At 73.6% G+C, this 12,830-nt stretch carries 13 protein-coding genes; 2 read left to right on the forward strand and 11 right to left on the reverse strand.

Annotated features, from left to right (window positions below; translation table 11 throughout):
• Positions 1 to 8 precede the first annotated feature (8 nt).
• The 3 genes from QSK03_RS00895 to QSK03_RS00905 form a co-directional block, all read right to left on the reverse strand.
• Positions 9 to 1,055: a DUF3616 domain-containing protein gene (locus QSK03_RS00895; RefSeq protein WP_285648073.1), complete on the reverse strand. Its 1,047-nt coding sequence runs from the start codon at positions 1,053 to 1,055 to the stop codon at positions 9 to 11.
• A gap of 73 nt (positions 1,056 to 1,128) precedes the next feature.
• Positions 1,129 to 1,521, reverse strand: a complete 393-nt coding sequence (locus QSK03_RS00900; protein WP_285648074.1) for a hypothetical protein — start codon at positions 1,519 to 1,521, stop codon at positions 1,129 to 1,131.
• A gap of 46 nt (positions 1,522 to 1,567) precedes the next feature.
• On the reverse strand, positions 1,568 to 3,220 hold the full coding sequence (locus QSK03_RS00905; protein WP_285648075.1) for a glutamate--tRNA ligase: 1,653 nt from the start codon (positions 3,218 to 3,220) through the stop codon (positions 1,568 to 1,570).
• Between the two features lie 113 nt (positions 3,221 to 3,333).
• Between QSK03_RS00905 and QSK03_RS00910 the strand changes: the two genes are divergently transcribed.
• Positions 3,334 to 4,263: an NADP-dependent oxidoreductase gene (locus QSK03_RS00910; protein ID WP_285648076.1), complete on the forward strand. Its 930-nt coding sequence runs from the start codon at positions 3,334 to 3,336 to the stop codon at positions 4,261 to 4,263.
• Position 4,264: 1 nt separating this feature from the next.
• On the opposite strand, the gene QSK03_RS00915 is transcribed toward QSK03_RS00910, so the two are convergent.
• The 3 genes from QSK03_RS00915 to QSK03_RS00925 are packed head-to-tail and all read right to left on the reverse strand — an operon-like array spanning position 4,265 to position 6,767.
• Entirely contained in the window at positions 4,265 to 5,440 is a 1,176-nt protein-coding gene (locus QSK03_RS00915) for an SPFH domain-containing protein (RefSeq protein ID WP_285648077.1), read from the reverse strand.
• A complete protein-coding gene (locus tag QSK03_RS00920; protein WP_285648078.1) occupies positions 5,440 to 5,922 on the reverse strand; it encodes an NfeD family protein in 483 nt (160 codons plus the stop codon). The genes QSK03_RS00915 and QSK03_RS00920 overlap by 1 nt, the downstream gene beginning before the upstream one ends.
• A 41-nt stretch (positions 5,923 to 5,963) precedes the next feature.
• The gene (locus QSK03_RS00925; protein WP_285648570.1) at positions 5,964 to 6,767 is read right to left on the reverse strand and encodes a DUF3097 family protein; all 804 of its coding nucleotides are present in this window, start codon (positions 6,765 to 6,767) and stop codon (positions 5,964 to 5,966) included.
• Positions 6,768 to 7,448: 681 nt separating this feature from the next.
• Between QSK03_RS00925 and QSK03_RS00930 the strand changes: the two genes are divergently transcribed.
• Complete coding sequence (locus QSK03_RS00930) at positions 7,449 to 8,240, forward strand: Rv1486c family protein (protein WP_285648079.1); 792 nt, start codon at positions 7,449 to 7,451, stop codon at positions 8,238 to 8,240.
• Here the strand turns inward: QSK03_RS00930 and QSK03_RS00935 are convergent.
• The 5 genes from QSK03_RS00935 to fabI all read right to left on the reverse strand — a co-directional run bounded on the left by QSK03_RS00935 (position 8,237) and on the right by fabI (position 12,817).
• A complete protein-coding gene (locus QSK03_RS00935; protein ID WP_285648080.1) occupies positions 8,237 to 8,686 on the reverse strand; it encodes an FmdB family zinc ribbon protein in 450 nt (149 codons plus the stop codon). The genes QSK03_RS00930 and QSK03_RS00935 overlap by 4 nt on opposite strands.
• Positions 8,687 to 8,690: 4 nt before the next feature.
• Positions 8,691 to 9,983, reverse strand: a complete 1,293-nt coding sequence (locus QSK03_RS00940; RefSeq protein ID WP_285648081.1) for a hydroxyacid-oxoacid transhydrogenase — start codon at positions 9,981 to 9,983, stop codon at positions 8,691 to 8,693.
• A gap of 14 nt (positions 9,984 to 9,997) precedes the next feature.
• Positions 9,998 to 10,819 carry an N-acyl homoserine lactonase family protein gene (locus QSK03_RS00945; RefSeq protein WP_285648082.1) on the reverse strand — a complete coding sequence of 274 codons (822 nt, stop codon included), beginning with the start codon at positions 10,817 to 10,819 and terminating at the stop codon, positions 9,998 to 10,000.
• A gap of 177 nt (positions 10,820 to 10,996) precedes the next feature.
• The gene (locus QSK03_RS00950; RefSeq protein ID WP_285648083.1) at positions 10,997 to 12,031 is read right to left on the reverse strand and encodes a ferrochelatase; all 1,035 of its coding nucleotides are present in this window, start codon (positions 12,029 to 12,031) and stop codon (positions 10,997 to 10,999) included.
• Positions 12,032 to 12,049: 18 nt separating this feature from the next.
• The gene (gene fabI, locus QSK03_RS00955; protein ID WP_285648084.1) at positions 12,050 to 12,817 is read right to left on the reverse strand and encodes an enoyl-ACP reductase FabI; all 768 of its coding nucleotides are present in this window, start codon (positions 12,815 to 12,817) and stop codon (positions 12,050 to 12,052) included.
• Between the last annotated feature and the right edge of the window lie 13 nt (positions 12,818 to 12,830).

Consider the following 12,830-nt stretch of genomic DNA (forward strand, 5'->3'; position numbering starts at 1 on the left):
CGAACTGCTCACATGGCCGCAGGCCACAGGTCCCCGACGAGACGGGTGCCGTCGAGGCGGTGCGGGGCCGGGGTGTCGTGCAGGACGAGCAGACCCTCGGGCAGGACGGCGAGGCCCTCGGGGCGGTCGCAGCCCCGGCCCACCGCCACCTCGGTGACCAGCGCGACCTCGTCGCCCGTGATCGCGGGCGGCAGCGGGCCCGCCGCGCCACCGGGCAGGCGCACAATGCGGGCCGGGCCGTCGAGCACCATCGTCGGCCCGGCCAGGATCAGCAGGTCGTCGCCCTCGCGGGCGAGGTCGCGCACCCCGAGGCCCTCGAGGTCGACGAAGTGCTTGGTCACGCCGTCGAGCACGAGCTTGCCGCCGTCCGCGTGCACCGCGACCTCGAGCAGCACCGCCCACCCGCGCAGCACCGGGCCCCGCAGCCCGAGCACCACGGCGCCGCCCGCCTGGGCGTCGCGCACCGCGACGCCCTCGACGTCGAAGCCGTTGTCCTTGCCGGGGATGTCGAGGAACGGGGCGAGGTGCTCGTCGTCGGCCAGGGCCGCGAGGAGTCCCTTCTTCCCGGCGGGCAGCCGGGCCGCCTCGCCGAGCCCCGAGACCTCCTTGCCGGCCCGGACGGTGTGCGGCCCCTCGGGCCCGTCCTTCAGCGGCAGGCGGGCCAGCACGCTGCGGGACGGTTGCGGGTCGACGTCGGCGAGCCGGGGCCCGACCTCGGCGGGCGCGGTGCCGGGCTTGATCCGCTTGCGCTTCGCGCTGTGCGAGCCCGCCACCCAGAGGTATCCGTCGACGACGTCGAGGCCCTCGGCGTCGACCTCGTCCTCCGGGCCGCCCTTGAGGTCCACCGCGTCGGTCAGCGGCACCTCCTCGGGCAGCTCCCAATCCAGCGAGCCGCCCGGGACCCGTCGCAGCCGCAGCAGCCCGGACCCCTCGTCGGGCGCGAGGAACATCGTGTCGCCGACGACGGCCACCCCGGAGAGATCCACCCCGGCGGTGGGGGCGTACGGGCCGAGGTCGAGGCGGACGGGCAGGGGCGTGCTCGGGACGGCGTTCATCGCCACCATCGTCCCGCGCGCGGGTGCCGCGACGGAAGAAGATCGCGGAGGAGCACCGGGCGGGGGCCCCGTCTCATCGCTTCGTGAAGGTGAAGACGGCCGTGCGCCCGTCGGACGACTCGAGACGCACCGTCGAGGAGTCCTCGACGAACGACCCGCCCTGGGGGATGCGGGTCACGGTGCCGTCGTCCTCGACGTCCACCCAGCCGGGCCCGATCGCGTTCACGCCGAAGTCCACCCCGTCGTTGTTCCGCGGCGGGCGCCGTGGCGTGCTGCTGCGCGTCCGCGTCGACTGGTTCGCGTCCGGCTGGGTGACCTCGACGGGTGCGCCACTGACCGTCGCGCGGCAGGTGCTGCCGCTGCAGCTGACCGAGGTGCTGGAGCCGCCGCTGCAGCCGGCGAGCGGGCAGCCCGCGAGGACGGCCAGGACCAGGGCGCCGGTCGGGGAACGGCGAAGGGCGATCATGCCCGCTCCGACGGTCCGGAAGGAGCGGAATGTTCCGGGCGGACCCTCAGCCGGTGACGGCCCGCAGGCGCCGGACGACCTCGTCGGCGCCGAGCGCCCGGGTGACCTCGTAGAGGTCCGGGCTGCGCTGCGCCCCCGTGATCGCGACCCGGGCGACGTTGGCGGCGTCGCGCAGCATGCCCGGGTAGGCGTCGGGGTCCTTCTTGTACGTCTTCGGGTTCGGCGCGAAGCCGTGCCGGGCGGCGAGGTCGCGGATCTGCTGGAACCAGGTCGGCTGGTCGCCCTCGTGGGTGTAGGTGTCGGCGAGGTCGGCCGCGACCGTGCGCACGAGCGACGGGTCCAGCTCGCCGAAGCGCTCGTCGGCCGGGTCGGTGACGTCGGTGAACAGCTCCGGGAAGAAGAACCCGTAGGCGTCACGGAAGTCCGACCACTTCGCGAGGTCCTTGCGCGGGTTCTCCACGCCGACCCGCTCGACGTCGATCGCGGCGAGCGCCAGCTCGGGGTTCGCGTCGAGCACCTTGACGATCTCGGGGTCGTACTCGGCGGCCCAGGTGCGCACGCCGGCGAGCACGTCCGGACCGGGCAGCGTCGCGATGTGGTCGGCGGAGATGTCGGAGAGCTTCACCGTGTCGACCAGCGGCCCGGCGAGCCCGAACTCGTCGAGGCGCAGCGGGGTCGCCAGGGCCTCGGCCAGCGGCATCTCCGCCAGGCGCGGGTTGGCCAGCCCGCGCAGGTAGTACTGCACGGCGGGCACCGGGAAGCCGGCCTCGAGGTAGAAGTCGACCGACGCCTCGGGGTCCTTGCGCTTGGAGAGCTTCCGCTTGGACCCGCCCTCCTGCTTCATCAGCGGGGCCAGGTGCGCGTAGTCGACCGGGTCGAAGCCCAGCGCGGCGAAGAGCTGGCGGTGCACCGGCACCGACGAGAGCCACTCCTCGGTGCGGACGACGAGGTTCGTGCGCATGAGGTGGTCGTCCACCGCGTGCGCGAAGTGGTAGGTCGGCAGCCGCACCGGGTTCTCCGAGGTCTTGAGGATGACCACGTCGTTGTGGTTGTCCTCGGCCTCGACGCGGCCGCGCAGGCGGTCGGTGAACGCGAACCGCTCCCCCACCAGGCCCAGAGACCGGAACCGCGCCACCCACGGCTTCCCGGCGTCCAGCGCCGCCGCCACGTCCTCGGCCGAGGCGTCGCGCCACGGCGCCCACCGGCCGTAATAGCCGGTCGGCAGCTTCAGGGTGCGCTGGGCGTCGGAGATCTCCGCCAGCTCCTCCTTGGTGGCGAAGCAGGGGTAGGCCTTGCCCTCGCGCATCAGCTCGCGCACGTAGGCCTGGTAGATCGCCGCCCGCGCCGACTGGTGGTACGGCCCGTACGCCCCGCTGGGCGCGGGGATGTCCCCCTCGTCGGGCATCAGGTCGAACGCCTCGAAGGCCCGCCGGAACTGCGCGTCGGCGCCCTCGACCTCGCGGCTCTGGTCGGTGTCCTCGATCCGCAGCACGTAGACGCCGCCGGTCGAGTGGGCGAGGTCGCGCGAGACCATCGCCGTGTAGAGCCCGCCGACGTGCACGAACCCGGTCGGACTGGGTCCGAAGCGCGTCACGAGCGCGCCCTCGGCCAGCTCACGCGGGGGGTAGCGCTCCTCGAGCTCGGCGGGCTCGGGCAGGTCGGCCGGGAACAGGCCGTCGACGAGGGCGCGATCGAGCATGTGCCCAGGCTACGAGGTGGCCTCGTGCGTGACCCACGAGACGTCCCGCCGGGGAAGCACGCGCCGCCCCGCCGCGCTCCACGTCACGGTTCTCGCGATGGGGAGTGGTCAGGATGACCGACACGGCACGCGCGGTCCGGTTCGACGCCTACGGCGACGTGGACGTCCTGGAGGTTCGTGAGGTCGAGGTCCCGCCGCCCTCGCGCGGCGAGGTGCAGGTCCGCGTCCGGGCCGCGGGCATCAACCCGGGCGAGAGCATCATCCGCTCCGGCGGCTACCACTCGCGGCTGCCCGGGACGTTCCCCTCGGGCGAGGGCAGCGACCTCGCGGGCGTCGTCAGCGCGGTCGGCGAGGACGCCGGCGACTGGCGCGTGGGCGACGAGGTCCTGGGCTGGACCGACCGCCGCGGCAGCCACGCCGAGCTGGTGACCGTGCCCGCGGACCACCTCGTGCGCAAGCCGGCCGCGGTGCCCTTCGAGGTCGCGGGCGCGCTCTACGTCGCCGGTGCGGCCGCCGTAGGGGCCGTCCGGGCGGTGGACCCGCAGCCCGGCGAGACGGTGCTGGTCAGCGGTGCCGCCGGCGGCGTCGGCTCGATCGCGGCCCAGCTCGCGCGCCGGGCCGGGGCGCGGGTGATCGGGGTGGCGTCGGCGCCGAACCACGCGTGGCTGCGCGGCCTCGGGATCGAGCCCGTGGCGTACGGGGACGATCTGCGGGACGCGATCGAGAGGCTCGCGCCCGACGGCGTCGACGCCGTGGTCGACGCGTTCGGCGGCGGGTACGTCGCACTGGCCCGCGAGCTGGGCGTGCCCGGCCCGCGGATCGACACGCTCATCGACTTCGCCGAGGTCGGCGTGGGCGGCGTGCAGGGCGAGGGCGCCGGGTCGGCCAGCAGCGCCGAGACGGTGGCGTTCCTCGCCGACCTCGTCGCCCGGGGCGAGCTGCGGGTCGAGATCGCCGCGACGTACCCGCTCGAGCAGGTGCGCGAGGCGTTCACGCGGGTCGAGCGCCGGCACACGCGCGGCAAGATCGTGCTCGTCCCCTGAGCTACACGACGTCGTCGGGCGGGATGTCGCTGGCGTGCCGCCCGGCGCCGTTGGCCGTCGGCTCCGAACTGGCCGCCTCGGCGCGCTGCTCGGCCGCGGCGACGACCTTCGCGATCTCGGGATCGGTGCTCGTGTCGAACCAGTCGGCGACGTCGTCGTCGGTCTCGCCGGGCCGCGTGGCGGATGTGCCGTCGTCCGGCGTCGGCTGGTAACGGAAGACGCCGTCCTCGCCGGGCGCCCCGAGCATCTTGGTGAAGCCCTCGAGCGCCTTGCCGAAGTCGCTGGGCACCACCCACATCTTGTTGGCCTCGCCCTGCGCCATCTGCGGCAGCGTCTGCAGGTACTGGTAGGCCAGCATCTCCGGGGTCGGTCGTCCCGCCTTGATCGCCGCGAAGGTCTTCTCGATCGCCTTGGCCTCGCCCTGGGCCTGGTAGTACTGCGCGGCCCGGTCGCCCTGGGCGCGCAGCATCGTCGACTGCCGGTCGGCCTCGGCCTCGAGGATCGCCGCCTGCTTGGCGCCCTCCGCCGACAGGATCGCGGCCTGCTTGTTGCCCTGCGCCTCGGCGATGGCGGCCTCGCGGTGGCCCTCGGCGGTGAGGATCATGGCGCGCTTCTCGCGGTCGGCGCGCATCTGCTTCTCCATCGAGTCCTGGATCGACGGCGGCGGGTCGATCGCCTTGAGCTCGACGCGCACGACCCGCAGGCCCCAGGGCCCGGTGGCGTCGTCGAGGGCACGGCGCAGCCCGGTGTTGATCGTCTCCCGCGAGGTCAGCGCCTGCTCCAGGCTCATGCCGCCGACCACGTCGCGCAGCGTCGTCGTGGTGAGCTGCTGGACGCCGTTGATGTAGTCGTTGATCTCGTAGACGGCGTTGCGGGGCTCGGTGACCTGGTAGTAGACGACCGTGTCGATCGAGACCGTCAGGTTGTCCTGGGTGATCACCGGCTGGGGCGGGAACGAGACGACCTGCTCCCAGAGCGCCACCCGCTCGCGGATGCGGTCGATGAACGGCACCAGGAACGTCAGCCCGGGGGCGGCGGTGCGCTGGTAGCGCCCGAGCCGCTCGATGACGGCGGCCTCGGCCTGGCGGATGACGGTGATGCTCTTGACCACCGCGGTGATGATGAGGATGAGCGCGGCGGCGATCACCACGTAGAGCACGAGCGTGATCGGGTCCATCAGCTCTCTCCCTGCAGGGGTGGGCGGGACGGCGCCGGGCCGGCGGAGGCCGCCGTGACCACGGCCGTCGCCCCGCGGATGTCGACGACGACCACGGGGTCGCCGGAGGCGAGTGCGGCGCCCTCGTGCAGCGCCGTGGCGGTCCAGAGCGCGCCGCCGATGCGCACGGTGCCCGCGTCGTGGCCGGTGATCGGCTCGACGACCTCGGCCTCGGCGCCCAGGAGGGCCGCGGGGCCGGCGTTGACGGAACCGTCGGCGTCGTGGGCACGCATCCGCCGCTGCAGCGCGGGGCGGGCGAGCAGGACCAGCGCGGCGGACGCCACGCCGAACACGACGACGTCGGCGCCGAGCGGGACGCCCAGGGCCGAGGCACCGGCCGTGACCAGCGCGGCGAGCCCGAGCATGAGGAGGACGAAGGTGCCGGACACGAGCTCGACCGCGATCAGCACCACCCCCGCGATCGCCCACAGCAGCGGGATCACACCGCCGAGTGTGCCAGACGCCACTGCGCCGGAGAGGCGATTCAGGCGCCCACCGTCACGAAGTCGATCAACTGCTCCATGGCCGTGATCAGGGGCGTCTCGAGGTCGGTCCACGTCGACACCGAGCTCAGGACGCGCCGGGCGCCGGCCCGCTCGTCGCCCCAGCCGAGCGCCTCGCACACCCCGCGCTTCCAGTCGATGCCCCGGGGCACCGACGGCCAGGCCTCGATCCCCACCGCGCGGGGCTTCACGGCCTCCCAGATGTCGACGTAGGGGTGACCGAGGACGAGGACGTGCTGGGACGCCGCGCCCAGGTCCCGGCGCAGACCCTCGGCGATCCGCGATTCCTTCGACCCGGTCACGAGGTGGTCCACGAGCACCCCGAGACGGCGGTCCGGACCCGGTCCGAACCCCTGTGCCGCCTCGACCAGCACGTCCGCGCCGTGCAGGGGCTCGACGACGACGCCCTCGACGCGCAGGTCGTGGCCCCACACCCGCTCGACGATCTCGGCGTCGTGCAGGCCCTCGACCCAGATCCGGTGCGGGAGGGCGGTGCGGGCCCGGACGCTCTCCACGCGGCGCGACCCCGACGCCGACCGGTGCGCCGTCTCGTCCGGCCCCGCCGCGCGCTGCGGCGGGACCAGCGTCGCGGGGCGGCCCTCGTGCAGGAACGCGGCGGGCTTGTTCGGGAAGAGCCGCCGGCGCCCGGCCGCGTCCTCCAGCACCACCTCGCGCACGTCGGCCCGGATCACCGCGCCGCAGAACGTCTCGGCGGCGTCCTCGACGACCAGCCCGGGCTCGGCGACGACGGAGACGACCTCGCGCTTCGGCGTGTGCGGCGCCATCCCCGGCAGCCCGCCGGTGCGCCCCGACCCCGACGACGGCGCGCCGCCGCGACCCGGCGCCCGCACGGCCCCGCCGGTCGAGCGGAACCCGGGGTCTCCCGACGATCCGTGCATGCCCCGGCCCTGCGTTCTCGCCACGGCCGGCGACGTTAACGGCGCGCGGTGATCGTCCGGGCCCGACACGCCCGTGAGCCGTCCGTGTGGTGGCGTGGGCCTGGCGACCCGGTAGTCAGGGATGCGCCGGCGAGGGGCACGTTGCGCATGATCGAGAGGCCCTGGCACCGGCCGGACGTGCTTCTCGCGATCTGGCGCGCGAGCGCCGCGCGGAGCGAGGGGCGCCCTCGATGCGTCCCATGCAGCGAGGGCGTCCTTCGCTCCCTGGGGGCGCGGCCGACCGGCCGGCGCGGATGATCAGGGGCACCTCATCGACGATGTGCGCGCGTCGGCGGTGCACGACGCTCTCCTGATCTCCGTCACCCCGGGCCCGGCGCGGCCGTCGACGGTGAAGATCTCGAGTTGGTGAGCGAATGCTCCGCTGACCGGAGCGATCGCTCACCAGGTGGAGATCGTGCGCGCCGCGACGCTGGTGACACTCTCGCGAGATCGACATGGAGAGCGCCGAGCGGTCGCCCCGTGCCGCTCCCCCGGCGTCCCCGCCCGCACCGCCCGTATCGTGATCGGGTGCCCTGCGCGAGTGCCTCCCTGGCCGTCTGGAGCGCGGCGTGGCTCGCCTGCGCCGCCGCGGCCGACGACGTCCTGGACGCGCTGGCCCCGTGGTCCGAGGCCCACGACGTGGTCGCCGCCGACGCCGCGACGGCCGCCGTGACCGACCTGCCGACCCCGGACCGGGCGGGGGCGGGCCTCGCCGCGCTGCTGGTCCTGGCCCGTCAGCGCAGCGTGCCGACGGGGCCGGACGCGCGGCTCGTGATGCCCGTGGCCGGGGACGTCCGGGGGCTCCCGGGGCCCGCAGAGCTCCGGACCGCCGCGATGGCGGCCGGGGAGTGCGCCGTGCTGGCGGGCCCGGCGCTGGCCGCGGTCCCGGCGCCGGTCGCCGACGGCGTGCTGCGCTGGACCGTGCACCTCGTCGACGACGTGCCGCCGTCGGCGCACCCGAGCCTGCCCGACGCCGAGCACGACCTGCGCAGCTCGGTGCGCGACGCCGCCGACACGCTCGCGGCCATGGACGTCGCCAAGCCCCGGGCGGGCGTGCGGGAGGAGATCGCCGACAGCCTGCGCCGGCGACCCCGCCCCACCTGGCCGACCGGGACGCCCGGCCGGCCCCTGCGGGTGCTCCAGCACGCCGACGAGGTCGAGGCGATCCTCGTCGCCGCGTCGGGGGACGAGCCCGGCGGGGCGGTGTCCGCCTCCGCCGCGCTCGCCCGCACCGACGCCCTGCGCCCGCTGGCCACCGCCGTCCGCGCCGCCCGCGTCGCGGCCGTCGCCGAGACCGTCCGGGCGCTCACCGCCGCCTAGTGGCCGTGCCCGTGGCCGTGACCATGTCCGTGGCCATGACCGTGGGACGGGCTCTCACCGGACGGGGAATCCGACCCGGAGGGCTTCGTGTGCCCCAGGTACGGCTCCCCCGCCCGCAGCGGCGCCTGCTCGTAGCGGCCCTCGTGGGCCACGACGGGGCGGGAGTCCCCGCGGAGCTCGGGGTGCTTCGCCTCGAGCTTCTGGCGCTGGTCCCACTGGCGCTGCAGTCCGGTCACGTACTCCCGGTTGCCGCGGTACGTGCCCTTCCAGGTCTGCGGCATCATCTCCTGGGAGGGGCCCGGGTCGGCCGTGCCGTGCAGAGCGGGACGCGACGGGACCTTCCGCGCCTCCCCGCCGCACCCCGGGCACGGCGGGGTCGGCGCGTCGCGGCCGACGAGCGCCTCGAAGCGCACGCCGCAGCCGCAGCGGTAGTCGTAGATCGGCACGCGGCTACCAGTTCTCGATCGACTTGCGGAAGATGTCCGCGAGGTCGTCCTCGGTGGGCGTCTTCGGGCAGGTCGCGAGCAGCCGCTGCTGCTTGAGCGTCCCGTCCACCAGGTCGGGGATGTCGCCCTCGCCGAAGCCGACCTCGCCGATCCCGTTGGGGATGCGGATGTCGCGCATCAGCTCGGTGACGACGTGCGGCAGCTGCTCCGACGCGTCGCTCTGGGTGTCCGCGGTCGGGCCGAGCAGCTTCGCCGCCGCCATGTGCCGGTCCGGCGCCGCCTCGAACGAGAACCGGAACGCCTCCGGCGCCGTCAGCGACACCGACATCCCGTGCGGCACCATCGCCTCGTCCGAGGGGTAGCCCGCGGGGTGGAAGTCCCGGACCTGGCCGGCGATCGGGTAGGCGTTGGCGTGCGGGATGTGCACGCCGGAGTTGCCGAAGCCCATGCCGGCGAACGTCGCCGCCATCATCATGTCCATGCGGGCGTCGACGTCGGACTCGCCCCGCTCGACCGCGGTGCGGAACGAGCGCGCGAGCAGCGCCATCGACTTCTCGCACCAGAGGTCCGAGACCGGGTTGGACCCGCAGTAGGTCACCCGCTCCTCGGGCTTCTTGCGGTCGAACGTCGTGTACCAGCGCGCGGTGTACGACTCGAGCGCGTGGCACACGATGTCCATGCCGGCCGCGGCGGTGACCTCCGGCGGGAGGGTCATCGTGAGCAGCGGGTCGACCACCGCGAGCGTGGGCCGCAGCCGCCAGTGGCTGATGCCCGTCTTCACCCGCAGCGAGAGGATGTCCAGCACGCACATCGCGGTGGACTCCGAGCCCGTGCCGGCCGTGGTCGGCACCGCGATCAGCGGCTTGAGCTGCCCGGGCGGGGCCTGGGCGTTGCCGACCGGCTTGTTGACGTAGTCCATCAGCTCGCCGGGGAAGGTCGTCAGGAGGTTGACGGCCTTCGCGGTGTCGATGGACGAGCCGCCGCCGACCGCGACGAACCCGTCCCACGGCCCCTGCTGCTGGGCGTAGCCGACGGCCTTGTTCATCGAGTCGTCGGTCGGCTCGACGTGGACGCCGTCGAAGATCTCGACGGTCATGTCGTACCGGCGGATCTGGTCGGCGATGCGGTCGGGCAGACCGGTCTGCTGCATGCCCGGGTCGGTGATCAGCAGGATGCGCTTCGCGCCGTACTGGGCGAGGTCGAAACCGATCTCGTCGCAGGCACCCGCGCCGAACTTCAGCGGCGGGGCGCCCCAGGTGAAGACCGACTCTTCGGTGGGAACCGGGGGGACCGTCATGGAGGGCCTTCCGATCAGGTGTAGTGGCCGCCGTTGCCCACGGTCTTGAGCTGGTGGATCTGCTCGGCGTCGTGCCCGAACACCACCGTGGCGTTGGTCTTCTCGGCGACGCCGCGGATCTTCTCGACCGACGAGTAGAACTGGCCCATGTCGTTGACGATCGCGGCCGGCGTCGTGGGCGGGCCGTAGCTCTCGCCCATGTAGACGGCGTCCGACGTGAAGATCATCGTGCCGGTGTCGGGCAGGTCGACCTGCATCGACATCGTGCCGGGGGTGTGCCCGGGCGTCTGGAGCAGCGTGACGCCCGGCAGGAACTCGGTGTCACCCGAGACCGTCTCCCAGGTCAGCTCCTCGTAGTCGGTCTTGAGGTGCGCGCCGTTGAACAGGCCGTCGAACCCGAACGCCCAGTCCTTCTCCTTGTCGGAGCAGACGAGCTTCGCGCTCGAGTCCTTGAACAGGTTCGCGTTGCCGCAGTGGTCGAAGTGCAGGTGCGAGAGCACCACGTAGTCGATCTGGTCGACCCCGACGCCGATCTGCTGCAGGCGCGAGTCGAGGTACTCCTCGTCGCTGACCTTCTCGTACGGGAAGAAGTCCTGCAGGCCCGTCGGGCCCCAGCGCTCCTCCCAGTCACGGGGGCAGCTGGTGTCCCACAGGATCGTGCCGTCGGGGGTCTCGACGAGCACGCAGTGCGTGGGGACGTCGGCCCACTCGGTGGGCTGGTCCCGCTGCTGGCGGGGGCGGATCGAGCGCCCGGGCTTGAGCAGCAACCACGTCAGGTCCGCGGTCATCTGACCGCAGTCCAGGATGCTCACCTTGATCTCGCCACTCGCAGCCATCAGCGCTCCTCCGCAATGCCGCGTGCCGTCGGGGGACGCGGCCGGGAACCGCTGCACCAGTGATGCATGCATCACCGACCACGTGACGCCGGACACTAGCCACGCTGACGATCATCGGCAACAGCCGGGTCCGCCGCTCGCCAGTGGCCCGCGACGGGTTGCTGCCAGGCCGTGGCGCTAGGTCCCCGGACGCTGCGCCGGCTCGCAGCACCCGGGGTGGCACAGGGCACCGTTGCACCCCGCGCCGGCCCGCGGGACGGCGCCGAGACCCCGGGGCTCCACCCCCTCGGTCTGCTCCGCGACGAGCTCGACGATCATGTCGATGAAACGCGGATCCGCCCCCGCCGTCGCGGCGCGCCTGAAGCCGACCTCGAGCTTCTCCGCGCGCTCGGCGAGCTCGTCGTCGAGGTCGAAGACGACCTCCACGTGCGCGGACACGAACCCGATCGGGCTGACGACGACGTCAGTGACGCCGCCCTCGGCGAGCGCGTCGAGGTGGTCCTCGACCTGGGGGTCGAGCCACGGGATCCGCGGCGGCCCGGAGCGGGACTGCCACACCTGGTCGTGGTCGCGGAGGCCGACGTCGGCGGCGACGAGCCGGGACGCCTCGGCGACCTGGCGGGAGTAGCGGTGCCCGCCCTCCCCCGGCGGGCCCGCGGTCGCGTCGGCCGACTCGGGGATCGAGTGGGCGGTGAACACCACCCGCGCGTCCGTCCCGACGCGCTCCTGCGCCTCTCGCACGCCGTCGGCGACGGCGGCGACGAACAGCGGGTGGTCGAAGAAGTGGCGCAGCTTGACAAGGTCCGGCGCGGCGCCGGTGCGGGCGATCGCCGCCTCGCGGGCCCGGGCGATGTCCTCGTGGTACTGGCGGCAGGCCGAGTACCCGCCGTAGGCGCTCGTGGCGAACACCAGGGCGCGCTGCACGCCGTCACGCGCCATCCGCTCGACGGCGTCCTCGGCGTACGGGTGCCAGTTCCGGTTGCCGAAGTAGATCGGCAGGTCGATGCGCGGCTCCAGCGCCGCGATCAGCTCGCGGTTGAGGTCGTTGATCGGCGAGCGCCCGCCGAGGTGGTGGTAGTGCTCGGCGACCTCGTCGAGGCGCTCCGGGGGCACGTTGCGTCCCCGGGTCACGTTCTCCAGGAAGGGACGCACCTCGTCGGGCGCCTCGGGCCCACCGAAGGACAGGAACAGCAGGGCATCGAACGACGGCACGCCCCCAGGATGCCCCGCTCAGGCACCCATCGCGTGATAGCCCCCGTCGGCGTGCACGACCTCACCCGTCGTGGCCGGCATCCAGTCCGAGAGCAGCGCGCAGATGGTCCTGGCGACCGGCGTCGGGTCGGCGAGGTCCCAGCCCAGCGGCGAGCGCTGCACCCAGGCCTCCTCGAACGTGTCGAAGCCGGGGATCGACTTGGCGGCCATCGTGCGCACGGGCCCGGCGGCGACGAGGTTCGCGCGGATGCCCTCGGGCCCGAGGTCGCGCGCCAGGTAGCGGGTGGTCGCCTCCAGCGCCGCCTTGGCGACGCCCATCCAGTCGTAGCCCGGCCAGGCGACGGTGTTGTCGAAGTCCATGCCGACCAGAGACGAGCCGGGTCCCAGCAGCGGCTTGCAGGCCATCGCCAGCGACTTGAACGAGTAGGCGGAGACCTCGACGGCCGTCGCGACGTCCTTCCACTCCGTCTGCAGGAAGTTGCCGCCCAGCGCGTCCATCGGCGCGAAGCCGATCGAGTGCAGGACCCCGTCGAGGCCGTCGACGTGCTCGCGCACGTTGTCGGCGAGCGTGTCGAGGTGCTCCTGGTTCTGCACGTCGAGCTCGATGACCGGTGCCTCGCTGGGCAGGCGCTTCGCCACGCGCTGCACCAGCGACAGGCGCCCGAAGCCGGTGAGGACGACGGTGGCGCCGGCCTCCTGGGCGGCCTTGGCCGCGTGGAACGCGATCGACGCGTCGGTGATGATCCCGGTGACCAGGATGCGCTTGCCCTCGAGCAGTCCGCTCATGTCCTACCTTTCG

It is taken from the genome of Actinomycetospora sp. NBRC 106375 (genome assembly GCF_030269665.1).
Classification (GTDB): domain Bacteria; phylum Actinomycetota; class Actinomycetes; order Mycobacteriales; family Pseudonocardiaceae; genus Actinomycetospora.